A 12,343-nucleotide genomic window follows, 5' to 3' on the forward strand; every position below is an offset into this window, starting at 1 on the left:
CATTCCGTTCGTCGAACGAAGGCTTACGCCGCCGAAACCTCGGCGGTGTCGACCTTGATGCCGGCGCCCATGGTCGAGCTGACGGCGACCTTGCGGACATACTTGCCCTTGGCGCCCGACGGCTTGGCCTTGACCACCGCGTCGACCAGTGCGTCGAAGTTCGCGCGCAGGTCCTCGTTGGTGAACGAGGCCTTGCCGATGCCCGAGTGGATGATCCCGGCCTTCTCGACGCGATATTCGATCTGGCCGCCCTTGGCTGCCTTGACCGCTTCCGCGACGTTCATCGTGACCGTGCCGAGCTTCGGGTTCGGCATCAGGCCCTTGGGACCGAGCACCTTACCAAGGCGACCGACGACGCCCATCATGTCCGGGGTCGCGATGCAGCGATCGAAATCGATCGTGCCGCCCTGGACGATTTCCATCAGGTCTTCCGCACCGACGACGTCTGCACCAGCGGCGCGGGCTTCGTCAGCCTTGGCACCCTTGGCGAACACGCCGACGCGCACCGTCTTGCCGGTGCCCTTGGGCAGCGTGACGACGCCGCGCACCATCTGGTCGGCGTGACGCGGATCGACGCCGAGGTTGAGCGCGACTTCGATCGTCTCGTCGAACTTCGACGTTGCGTGGGTCTTGGCCAGCGCGATCGCTTCATCGACGCCGTACAGCTTCTCGCTGTTGATTGCGGAACCGAGCGTCTTTGCCTTCTTGGTCAGCTTTGCCATGATCTCAGCCCTCCACCACTTCGAGGCCCATTGCGCGGGCGGAGCCTTCGATGATGCGGGTTGCCGCGTCGATATCGTTGGCGTTGAGATCCTTCATCTTCGCGGTCGCGATTTCCGAAAGCTGCGAGCGCTTGATCTTGCCGGCAACCGTCTTGCCCGGCTCCTTCGAGCCCGACTTGAGGCCCGCTGCCTTCTTGATCAGGAACGTCGCGGGCGGCGTCTTGGTCTCGAACGAGAAGCTGCGGTCGGCATAGACGGTGATGACGGTGGGGAGCGGCGTGCCGACTTCCTGGTCACCGGTCGACGCGTTGAACGCCTTGCAGAATTCCATGATGTTGACGCCGCGCTGACCCAGCGCAGGACCGATCGGGGGCGACGGGTTGGCCTTGCCGGCCGGCACCTGAAGCTTGATGTAGCCTGTAATCTTCTTTGCCATAAGGCGGTCTCACTCTGTCATGGGGCGCGGGCGCCGCGAGGGTGCCGTGCCCGGTTCAAGTTTAGCGGTTCTAGCGACGCCGTCTTGCGAAGGCGCCTCCCGCGATTCCATCGATGTCTCGTTGGAAGCGGCGCGCATAGCCGAAACGCGCGAATGATGCAACGTGGGTGGTCGGCCGGGGACGCCAGGGGTTGGCCCGGCGGCGCCGGCGGGCTGGTCTTTGCCGGCGTCCCAAAAGCATGCGCACAACCATTCGGCGCGCGGGTCGGCTTCCCAAAGCATGGCGTGTCCGTACCAAGTCCGAACACCAACCATCAGAAACCGTACGCCTTTATAGTGGTGAGAGACTGTATCGAGACAGTGCCTGTCGCTGGCGCTTACATAGAAACCATTGGAATACCCGGTGATTAACTTGCCGGCGGACGCTGCGTTGGTTGGAGCGGCAGCTCCGCCGACGGACTCCCGCCGATTTGGACGCGACGCTGACATTCTGCTGCGGTGCAGCAGTGACATTGGCGGTTTTCCGCGGTTGGCACGCTTCTTGTTAGCAGGCTTCCATGTCCGCCTGGGCAATCACGAGGAAAAGGGTACAGCGTATGAAGAAGATTTTGGCAGCAGCAGCGGTTGCGCTGCTCGCAACGGCAGCTCCGGCGTTCGCGGCAGAGACCGTCAACGTTGCGTTTGCTCCCGCAACCGGCGGCCAGTCGGTCGGCAATTACTACGGTCTGGTCAACGTTGTCGTCACCGGCACCGGCCAGTCGGACGGCACGATTTTCAACGACGCGTTCTACTCGCTGGACCCTGCCGGTAAGTACAACTCGTCCTACTACCAGCTGACCTTCGGCACGGCACCGCTTGCAAACGCAACGCCGTCGCAGAACGCAGCGAACTACATCGTTGGCGGCCTGCCCGCTTATCGTGACGATCACACGTACTCGTTCACGCTGAACACCGGCCTGGCACAGACCGCTGCTGGTAAGCTGTTCTTCGGCGTCAGCGACGGCGTGTTCTCGGACAACAGCGGCGCTTTCCAGGTCCAGCTGTCGCAGGCAGTTCCTGAGCCGGCAACCTGGGCGATGATGCTCATGGGCTTCGGCATGATCGGTTTCGGCCTGCGCTCGTACCAGCGCAAGTCGACCAAGGTCACCTACGCCTAAGCGTACCACCCTCGGGTAAGGATACCGCCGTCCCTCGGGACGGCGGTATTTTTTTGTCCCGAGCAGATCTGCTCAATCGCGGTATTTGATTTCGAGAAAGCGCCCGCGGGTCTCGAGCAGATCGAGATCGCCCTGGGCGATCTGCGTCGACATCTCCGAAATCTCCTGGTCGATCAGCTTCAGGGCATCCGCCAGCTGCGCATCGGGCGTACGCCCGTTGCGTTCGACCGAGCGAAGCCCGACCGGGACCTTGGCATAATCGCGGATGAGTTCGGGGAGCTGTTCACCGACGAGCTTGCGGACTTCGGCGGCGGCGGGTTGCTGCTCGTCCAGCGTTGCGAGTTGTGGCGCAAGCGCCTCGAGCCGGACGCCGATACCATCGACCAGCGTCTGGGCGGGGGCCGGCAGCAGCGCGCGTTGCGTGTCGAGCCACTGTTCGGTCATCAATGGAAGCGCCTTGAGCGGCACGGCGCTGAGCTGCTCGGCACGCACCTGCGGCGTCAGGCTGGCGAGCAGCAGGGTCGCCGTCACGATCGCCATGATCGCGAAGACGATCAACGCGCCACCCATCCCCAGCGGCATGAACCAGCCGATCGTGATCGCCGCTACCAGAATGGCGAGATCGGCCGCAGCGGCATAGCCGATCCGGCGCGCGATGCTGGTTGCGGCACGCCGACGTCCACGCTGCAACGCGCGTGCGGCCCGCGTCCGGTCGAGCACTTCGCCGGCGCGCGCGACCTGGCGATCGACATCGGTCATGGGATCACTCCGCTTCCAGCTTGAACGTGTCGCCCGGACCCGACAGCCGGTTCTGCGCGGCGCCCTCGGCGCGGGCGATATAGCCCTTCGACTTCTCGACCTCGTTCGACAGCGTGCCCACCGTCGTCTTCATCGAATCGAGCGCCTTGAGCTTGAACGAGTCGATCGCGTCCATCGTATCATAGATGTTCTGGAACGCGCGCTGCAGGGTTTCGACCGGGATGGTGGAGGCGGCGGCCTGCTCGTGGATCGTCGCGGTTTGCGATTTCAGCAATTTACCGGTCGCGTCGATGATATTCGCGGTCGTCGTGTTGAGCGCGGTGATCTGGTCGAGCACGAGCTTCTGATTGGCGAGCGCCTGGGCGACGGTCACTGCCGTGCGCAGCGCGGACACGGTCGTGGTGGACGCGCGATCGACCCCCTTGATCAGTTCGACGTTGTTCTTCTTGACCAGGTCGAGCGCGAGATATCCCTGTACCGTCACCGCCATCTGCGTCAGCAGATCCTGGGTCCGCTGGCGCACGTAGAACAGCGCGCTCTCGCGAAGCGCCTTGGCCTTGGCGGGGTCGCTATGGTCGAGGTCGTTCGCCTTGTCCTCGAGCCGTGCGTCCATTTCCTTCGACAGCACGATCATCTGTTCGAGCCGACCCATGGCGGTCCACAGGTTGCCGCGCTCGGTATCGATCGCGGCATTGTCCATCAGCAATTCGTCCTTGCCGCGCGCGAGCGTCTTGAGGATCGCCGAGATATGCGACTGCGAGGAGCGATACTTGTCGAAATAGGTGTTGATGCTGCCGCCGAACAGCTTGGACATGATCCCGCGGCTCGAGATCAGCTTGCTGTTGGTCGACGGATCGAGCTTCTCGATCGTACGGCGAAGCTCGGTCAGGTCGGCGCCGACGCCGGTCTCGCCATCCATCGCCTTGACGGGGCGATCGAGGAAACGGTTGGATTGTTCGGCCGCGGCGCGGATCTCCTTCTGACCCATTGCCGCGATCGCATCGACGCGCTTCCCGAATTCGGGCGAATTGACGTCCTGTGCGACCAGGTCGTCCACGAAGCCGGCCACTTTTTCCTGGAGTTTTGACCGCACGCCGTCGTCAACGGGAACCAGCCCGGTCGCCTTTTCCGGGGGCAGAACCGGGACAGGATCGGGTGGAGTCAGCACCAGCGCGGCCGCTGCAGCGTCCGTGTCGGTGGGGGCAGTGGTCGCCATCATATCTCTCCCGGGTAATCGCTTGCGATAAATGCCGCTGATCCTTGATCGCTTCAAGTGTATTAAGCCAACATTACACCCAAATAGCGCGTATCGTAACGGATATGTAACGGAATAGACGCGGATACGACCCATGTCGCGCATATCGCAGCGCAGCACATTTCGGGGGTAATATAGTCATGCGTCAGTATCTTGGGTTGGTTGCGACGGTGGCATTGATGGGCTGCTGTTCCTCGGCGGCGATCGCCCAGACCCTGGTGGCACCCGATGTCCCGTCCGACACCCAGGCGGGGGAGGGGGGCGATATCGTCGTTACCGCGCAGAAGCGCGAGCAACGCATCCAGGACGTTCCGATAACGGTCACCGCGGTGACCGGCGCGCATATGGCAGACCTCGGCGTCAATTCGCTCGCCGAGGTCGCCTTGTACATTCCCGGCCTGCGGATCCAGGAGCAAAGCGCCAACAATCCGGGCTTCGTCATTCGCGGGATCACGTCGGATAGCGGATCCGCGCAGCAGGGTGCGCGCGTTTCGCTCTATTATAATGGGGTCGATATTTCGCGGACCCGGGGGGCCTATCAGGATCTGTACGATCTGGAACGGATCGAGGTCGTCAAGGGGCCGCAGGCGACGCTATTCGGCACGGCCTCCGCGGTCGGCGCGGTCAACCTGATCTCGGCGCCAGCGCACGCGGGGACTTCGGCGGAGCTCAACGGCTCGTATGGCAACTACCGTCGCGGCCAGGTTTCGGGCTTCGTCAACGTCGGCAACGACACGCTCGCGGCGCGACTGGCGTTCGCATACAAATATCACGACGGGTTCGTGCGCAACATCGCGGGAGACCCCAAGGTCGCCAACCAGAACCAGGGCAAAATCGACCAGGACGACCTCAATGGTCAGGACCAGCGCGGCATTCGCGGATCGCTGCGCTGGGCACCGACCGACCGGCTGACCGCCAGCCTGGTGCTGACCTATGACGGGCAGCGCAATCCCGGTACCGCCTTCCGTTCGCGCGCCTTGGCGCCGACCGGAGGAAATGGCGGTGACTACAGCTATGCCGAACTGTCGGGATCGCCGTACAGCGCCGCGGTGCTGGGCGCGGCCAAGCTGGGGCTCAAGCGCGACGTCTACGATGCCAATCTGACCGCGACCTATGAGCTCTCCCCGGGCGTCACCTTCACCACGGTCAACGGCTATCGCAAGTTCAACAGCAACGAGGTGTTCGATGCCGATGGCGGTCCCGCCTGGTATCTCGAATTCGCCGAGGACGCGCGCGGTGACCAGTGGAGCCACGAAGGGCGCTTCAACTTCACCGGGGATCGCTACCACGCCTCGTTCGGGTGGAACGCGCTGCTGGAAAACAATCTGCAGCGTGTCCCCTTCTCGACCGAGGAAGGGACCTATCTCGGGTGCTCGGTCGCGGCGGCCTATGCCGGGGTTCGCGCGGCGCTGGCGGCGAACGGGGTTTCGGGCTGTGTCGCACCGAATGGCACCGTCACCGCAGCCCGGGCCACCGCGGTGCTGACGCGCGGCGCGGCGACCCAGATCCCCTATCAGTCGGTGTTCACCAACTACGGCACCAACGACACTTATTCGGTGTTCGCCGACGGGACCTGGATCGCGACTCCCAAGCTCGAGATCACGGCGGGCGCGCGGGTGCTGATCGAACGGCGCAAGTCGGGCTATAGTTCGGTTCAGCCCAATTCGGTGATCCTGGCGGCGCTCGGCGTGCGGACCAGCCTGCTGGGGACGGCCAATACCAACGGCACGATCTTTACCGCGGAACGAAGCTTCGCCGCGATCCTCCCGCGCGCGAACCTGCTGTACCGGATGACGGATGCGATCAACCTGTACGCGACCATCAGCAAGGGACGCCGTTCGCCGGTGGTTCAGCTGGCGGCGGCGAGTGCAGCGGGGGTGGTGGTGCCGAACCTGCAGGTCGTTCCAGACGAAGTGGTGTGGAACTATGAAGCCGGGATCAAGGGTAAGGTCGGCCCGTTCACCGGCTCGCTCGGGGTGTTCTACCAGGACTATAACGGCTTCCAGGTATCGGTCGTCAACAACGGCGTCACCACCACGCAGAGCGCCGGCAAGGCGCGCAGCCCGGGCGTCGAGGCGGAGGGCAACCTCAAGCTCGGCCGCTTCGTCCAGCTGTTCGGCACCTTCGCCTATGTCGATGGCAAGATTGCCACCAACGCCAGCTACGGCGTCTATTCGGGCGCGCGCTTCCGGTTGCAGCCGCAATATACCGCGTCGGGCGGGGCGACGATCCGGGTGCCGGTGAAGACCATCACCCTCTACGCCACGCCGTCGGCCACCTACCAGAGCAGCCAGTTCTTCGAACTGCCCAATTCCGCCGCGATCAGCGAAGGGGCCTATGCCCTGGTCAACCTGCGGGCGGGCGTCGAGCTGGCCGATGGGAAATATCACATCGGCGGCTTCGCGCGAAACCTGCTGAACCGGCAATATCTGATCGATGCCGGCAACACTGGCGCGGGCTTCGGCATCCCGACCTACATCCGCGGAGAGCCGCGCGTGTACGGGATCGAAGTTGGCGGACGGTTCTAAGCCCATGGCGGGGCTTCCGGTTGTGTGCGACCTCGAGCCCCGCCCCCGATCATGCGGCGGCGGATCAGGCGGATCTGCCGCCGGCGCCCGCCTCGATCCCGCTCCCGTGCGGTCGGCGCCGCGCCGCCCGGACGCGTGTCGCGCGCGCTCGTTTCGCCCCCGCCCTTGTTGCAGTGCACGGTTTCCGCTAGGGGCACGCGATCCTTTTCCCGATTTTGTAACGAGACACCCATGAGCCTCCGCAATGTGGCCATCATCGCACACGTCGATCATGGCAAAACGACCCTGGTCGACCAGCTCTTCCGCCAGTCCGGCACCTTCCGCGACAACCAGCGGATTGAAGAAAGAGCCATGGATTCCAATGACTTGGAAAAAGAGCGTGGCATCACCATTCTCGCCAAGCCGACCTCGGTCGACTGGACGCCGCCGGGGGAATCCGAGAGCATCCGCATCAACATCGTCGACACGCCCGGCCACGCCGATTTCGGCGGCGAAGTCGAGCGCATCCTCAGCATGGTCGACGGCGTCGTCCTGCTGGTCGATTCGTCGGAAGGCGCGATGCCGCAGACCAAGTTCGTCACCGGCAAGGCGCTCGCGCTCGGCCTGAAGCCGATCGTCGTCGTCAACAAGGTCGACCGCAACGACGCGCGCATCCAGGAAGTGCTCGACGAAGTGTTCGACCTGTTCGTGTCGCTCGACGCGAACGACGAACAGCTCGATTTCCCCGTGCTCTACGCATCGGGCCGCAACGGCTATGCCTCGACCGACATGGACGCCCGCGAAGGCACGCTGATCCCGATGTTCGAGACGATCGTCCAGCACGTGCCCCCGCCCAAGGTCGAAGTCGCGGGCGTGCCGTTCACCTTCCTCGTCACGCTGCTCGATCGCGATCCGTTCCTCGGCCGCATCCTGACCGGTCGCGTCAACTCGGGCGTGATCAAGCTCAACCAGGCGATCCACGCGCTCGACAACGACGGCAAGATCATCGAGACCGGCCGCGCCTCCAAGATCCTGTCGTTCCGCGGGCTCGACCGCGTCCCGGTCGACGAAGCGAAGGCGGGTGACATCATCAGCCTCGCGGGGCTTTCGGTGGCAACGGTTGCCGACACGATCGCCGACATCACCGTGACCGAGCCGCTCCACGCGCAGCCGATCGATCCGCCGACGCTGTCGATGCGCTTTGCCGTCAACGATTCGCCGATGGCGGGCCGCGAGGGCAGCAAGGTGACCAGCCGCATGATCCGCGAGCGCCTGTTCCGCGAAGCCGAGAGCAACGTCGCGGTCAAGGTGACCGAAGCCTCCGACAAGGACAGCTTCGAAGTCGCCGGGCGCGGCGAGCTCCAGCTCGGCGTGCTGATCGAGACGATGCGCCGCGAGGGCTTCGAGCTCGGCATCAGCCGTCCGCGCGTGCTGTTCGGCGAGGACGAGGACGGCAAGAAGACCGAGCCGTACGAGACCGTCATCATCGACGTCGACGAGGAATATTCGGGCACGGTCGTCGAGAAGATGAACCTGCGCAAAGCCGAGATGACCGACATGCGGCCCTCCACCGGCGGCAAGACGCGCATCACCTTTTCCGCACCGTCGCGCGGGATGATCGGGTACCACGGGGAATTTTTGTCGGACACGCGCGGCACCGGCATCATGAACCGCCTGTTCGAGCGCTATGGCCCGTTCAAGGGCAACATCGAGGGCCGCAAGAACGGCGTGCTCATCTCGAACGGCTCGGGCGAAGCCAATAACTACGCGCTGGGTCCGCTCGAAGAGCGCGGTATCCTGTTCGTCGGCCACGGCGAGGCGCTGTACGAGGGCATGATCGTTGGCGAGAACGCCAAGCCGGACGACCTCGAGGTCAACCCGATGAAGACCAAGGCGCTGACCAACTTCCGCGCGAGCGGCGGGAAGGACGACCAGGTCCGCCTGACCCCGCCGAAGCGCGCGACGCTGGAGCAGGCGATCGCTTATATCGACGACGACGAGATGGTCGAAGTGACGCCCAAGTCGATCCGGCTGCGCAAGCGGTTCCTGGATGCGAACGAGCGCAAGCGTGCTTCGCGGGCGAAGCTGAGCAGCTGAGGTTGCGGGTCTTTAGGGGCTAGAAGGGAGGCCGGGTGCGAAAGCACCCGGCCTTTTTTTGCCATTGCCGTCACTTAAGCTTTGGGACGTCCGAATTTTCAGGGGAAGGCTGTTTCTGCTGGCCGCTGTTGCTGAGCGGTAGCCATGGTGCCTTCGAGACGTTCGCGAGAAACCATCTAGACCAACGGCATGCTCTTTCGCTAACCAAGATTTCAAAGCTATTCGTTGCTTTCGAACGAAAACTTGGGGGGGAATTTAATGAGCGCCGCGCCGAACTTGACAGATATATTGACATCGATCGACGAACTCGCAGCACGTGGCCAGGTGAGCCGTGAGAAAGCTTTTTCGGCTTGGTACGCCATTAATTTTTATTCGATCGACGAGGATGATGCGCTCGATGCGGCTGCTGCGGATGGAGGTAATGATCAAGGGATAGATTTAGTATTTGTCGACGAAGCTTCCGAAAGTTTGATGGTAATACAGGCTCATTGTCCTGGCAATACTACAAAGCCCACGCCAAAGGCCAAATAGGACGCCGTTCTTGCTAGCCTGCCCTATATTAAGAATCCCAAGGCACTTCGCGATGCCGGTCGGGGTGACCTTGCTGATTTAATCGAAAGCGCAAACAAAGATCATCGTGAGCTTTCTCTTACTCTTGGGCTCATATCATTGGGTCAAAAGTCTGACGCAATAGTTAGTGCTGTATCTGTATCAAAGGACGGAGACTCTGACGCCTCATACTTTTATGCAGGGCAGGACGAGATAATAGCGCAGTATAAGGCTATCGTACTAGACGGGGGCGGTGTATCGGAAGACTACATAGACTTCTCGGCGAACTTCTTTGAAGACAAGGGTGAGTATGGTCGGGCCATCGTGGGATCTGTTAGCGCAAGCGAATTGCAGAGACTTCATAAATCATACCCGCAAGAGCTATTCGCAGGTAACATTAGACTATTTTTAGGTGCCCGTAAGGGAGGAATAAACGAACAGATTATCAAAACGGCTCGAGAACACCCTGGATTATTTTGGGCTTTAAACAACGGTGTCACTATTGTCGCTGACACAATTGAGCCGGAAAAAGAACACGCCTCTAACCGAGTTAACCTCAAACGGTTTAGCATTGTCAACGGATGCCAAACAACATCTAGTTTAGTCCATGCGGAGGCATCGCCGTCTGCTAAAGTTCTGGTCCGTATTATTGCTGCGAAGCAAAACATAAGAACCGACATAGTTCGATATAACAATTCGCAGAACGCTGTTCGAATCTGGAGTGTTAGATCAGCAGACAATATACAGAAGTCGCTTAGGAAAGAGTTTGAAGCCATTGGTGTCGATTATGCGCCAAAGCTTGAGGGTGCTAGACGCAAAAAAGATTTACAGATAATAGAACTTGATAAAGTAGCGCAGTTTTTAGCCTCTGGGCATCCGGATTACCTAATTCCTGCTATATCAAACAAGGGGCAGCTATTTGACGAGCCCTATCAAACAATATTTTTTAAGGGAATTACCGCGAAGGATGTATATCTCGCGTGGTTAGTAGGAAACATCTCAGAGTCAAAAAGACAAGAACTCCAAAGTGAGTTAAGAGACGACGATAATTCTGGGCTGTTAGGTGTTACAAGTACCTACTGGATCAGTTACACGACCAGGAAACTAATAGATAAGCAGAACTACTTTAGTTCTTCTGTAGTAACGCTAGGTTGTATGAACCGTCCTGAGTTTGCATCGGCAATTGCGCGTTACGTTGATGCCTCTGCAGAGGCCTTCTGGGATGCTGCAGTTGATGCGTACGATGATGACTTTGGTTCGTTCAAAAGTGCGCTGAGATCTACAGCCTTCTTCAAAAAGGTTGATAGCAAGCTGGCCTTGAGGATTAATAAGATAATTTTAAAGAAGGGTGTCCCTGACCTAAAGCATGTCTGTAAGACTGCATCAGTAAAAAAGTAAAACCCGGATAAACCAGGTTACGAAGAGACATCTGTTAAACTGTTAACGGGCATTGGCATCTATATGGTGCCAATGCCCGGAATCTCCAAAACGACTTTCTCGCGTAGAAGAGCGGAAGTCGTTAAATCGGTGGCGACCAACGCCCTAATAGGTAATCCGCCAGGCTAGTTGCAAAGGAACAAACCCAGCACAAACGCCTGTCCTACACACCCCAATCCTGCCACCCTGCACGCCACCACCCCAACAGGAGGCAGCGCCATGCAGAACCGCACCCCCGTCGCGCGCAGCGATCGGCCGGATCTTCCCGATTTCGCGCCCGTGCCGCGCAAATACCGGCATGATGGCTGGACGCCCGAGCGGCAGAAGGCGTTCATCGAGGCGCTCGCCGATACCGGCTGCGTCAGCCGCGCCGCCGCGATGGTCAACATGGCGCAGGCCAATTGCTACACGCTGCGCCGCGCGCCCGGTGCGGAGGAGTTCCGCCGCGCGTGGGATGCAGCGCTCGACTTCGGGTTGCAGCGGCTGAAGGACATTGCGTTCGAACGCGCGATCGAGGGGTATCAGGTGCCGGTGTTCGTCGGCGGGCGGCTGATGGGCTATCGCCGCAAGACCAATGACGCGCTGCTGATGTTCTGCCTGCGCCATTATGGCCATGACGCCGAGGGGCGGCGCAGCACCATCGCTTATTACAGCGCCGCCGCGATGGCGGGCGCGACGACCGGCGGCGCGGCCGCCGCGACGGCGATCGCGGGGGAGTCGGCGACGGTGGCGGCTACGGCTGGCGCGGGGACAGGCGCGGTGGCGGTTGCGGGGGCGGTTGCGGAAACGGTTGCGGGGGCGGGGCGCGCGGTGGCGCACGCCTCCGCCACGGTGCGGACGGTCACGCGCGGGCGCGGTGGCCGCTGGGCGCGTCCGGGACCGGCGGGCGGCGGCGACGCGGACGGCGACACCGACCGCGGCGACGTCGACGATCGGCACGGGGCCGCGCGGCAGGACGCGCTGGCGCAGGCGCTCCACGCTTTCGGCGGGGTGACGCTCGACGCGACCGCCGCCGCCGCGATCGAGGCGGCGCTCGAGGCGTGCGCCCGGCGGCGGCGCGCGGGGGATGCGCGGATCGAACGGGGCGGCGACGATGGCATCGCGCAGCAGCTCGACGACGGGCAGCCGGGGCTGGTCAGGGTCGGCTGGCGCGACGAGCAGCATTGGGGGCAGCTCGAGCCGCTCCACGCGGGCGACCCGGCCGATGCGTTCGGCGATGCCGTGCTGTTCGACGGCGTTGCCGGCTCGGACGGGACGGGGATGGACCCGCGCTTCATCCACGAACTGCCCTGGTCGCTGTCGGGCACGGACATGCTCGACCCGCCCGGCGCCGCGCCGGGCGCGCCGGTAGCGGAGGGGGCGGCGGAGGGAGAGGCGGGGGACGGGCGCTGAGGCACCGCTCCCCCGCGCGATGCGGAACCGCG

At 62.2% G+C, this 12,343-nt stretch carries 10 protein-coding genes; 6 read left to right on the plus strand and 4 right to left on the minus strand.

Annotated features, from left to right (window positions below; translation table 11 throughout):
• Window positions 1–23: 23 nt before the first annotated feature.
• Together rplA and rplK are read right to left on the minus strand one after the other, a co-directional pair.
• Window positions 24–722, minus strand: a complete 699-nt coding sequence (gene rplA, locus L8K25_RS13190; protein ID WP_242139452.1) for a 50S ribosomal protein L1 — start codon at window positions 720–722, stop codon at window positions 24–26.
• 4 nt (window positions 723–726) lie between these two features.
• Window positions 727–1,158, minus strand: a complete 432-nt coding sequence (rplK, locus tag L8K25_RS13195; protein WP_010160412.1) for a 50S ribosomal protein L11 — start codon at window positions 1,156–1,158, stop codon at window positions 727–729.
• A 596-nt stretch (window positions 1,159–1,754) separates the two neighbouring features.
• Here rplK and L8K25_RS13200 point away from each other — a divergent pair.
• Window positions 1,755–2,315 (plus strand): PEPxxWA-CTERM sorting domain-containing protein, encoded by a 561-nt coding sequence (locus tag L8K25_RS13200; RefSeq protein ID WP_242139453.1) that lies wholly within the window; start codon window positions 1,755–1,757, stop codon window positions 2,313–2,315.
• Window positions 2,316–2,387: 72 nt separating this feature from the next.
• Here the strand turns inward: L8K25_RS13200 and L8K25_RS13205 are convergent, their stop codons facing one another.
• Window positions 2,388–3,074: a hypothetical protein gene (locus L8K25_RS13205; protein WP_242139454.1), complete on the minus strand. Its 687-nt coding sequence runs from the start codon at window positions 3,072–3,074 to the stop codon at window positions 2,388–2,390.
• 4 nt (window positions 3,075–3,078) lie between these two features.
• A complete protein-coding gene (locus L8K25_RS13210; RefSeq protein ID WP_242139614.1) occupies window positions 3,079–4,290 on the minus strand; it encodes a toxic anion resistance protein in 1,212 nt (403 codons plus the stop codon).
• Between the two features lie 179 nt (window positions 4,291–4,469).
• Here L8K25_RS13210 and L8K25_RS13215 point away from each other — a divergent pair, with 179 nt between their 5' ends.
• From L8K25_RS13215 to L8K25_RS13235, 5 genes are all read left to right on the plus strand, one after another.
• Complete coding sequence (locus L8K25_RS13215; protein WP_242139455.1) at window positions 4,470–6,857, plus strand: TonB-dependent receptor; 2,388 nt, start codon at window positions 4,470–4,472, stop codon at window positions 6,855–6,857.
• A gap of 231 nt (window positions 6,858–7,088) precedes the next feature.
• On the plus strand, window positions 7,089–8,933 hold the full coding sequence (gene typA, locus L8K25_RS13220) for a translational GTPase TypA (protein ID WP_242139456.1): 1,845 nt from the start codon (window positions 7,089–7,091) through the stop codon (window positions 8,931–8,933).
• A gap of 258 nt (window positions 8,934–9,191) precedes the next feature.
• Window positions 9,192–9,464, plus strand: coding sequence for a hypothetical protein (locus tag L8K25_RS13225; RefSeq protein WP_242139457.1), 273 nt, complete (start codon window positions 9,192–9,194; stop codon window positions 9,462–9,464).
• A 138-nt stretch (window positions 9,465–9,602) separates the two neighbouring features.
• Window positions 9,603–10,880, plus strand: a complete 1,278-nt coding sequence (locus tag L8K25_RS13230) for an AIPR family protein (protein ID WP_242139458.1) — start codon at window positions 9,603–9,605, stop codon at window positions 10,878–10,880.
• A gap of 258 nt (window positions 10,881–11,138) precedes the next feature.
• Entirely contained in the window at window positions 11,139–12,311 is a 1,173-nt protein-coding gene (locus L8K25_RS13235) for a hypothetical protein (RefSeq protein WP_242139459.1), read from the plus strand.
• Window positions 12,312–12,343: the final 32 nt, after the last annotated feature.

This window comes from Sphingomonas sp. TREG-RG-20F-R18-01 (assembly GCF_022662475.1).
In the GTDB taxonomy this organism is placed as follows: Bacteria; Pseudomonadota; Alphaproteobacteria; order Sphingomonadales; family Sphingomonadaceae; genus Sphingomonas.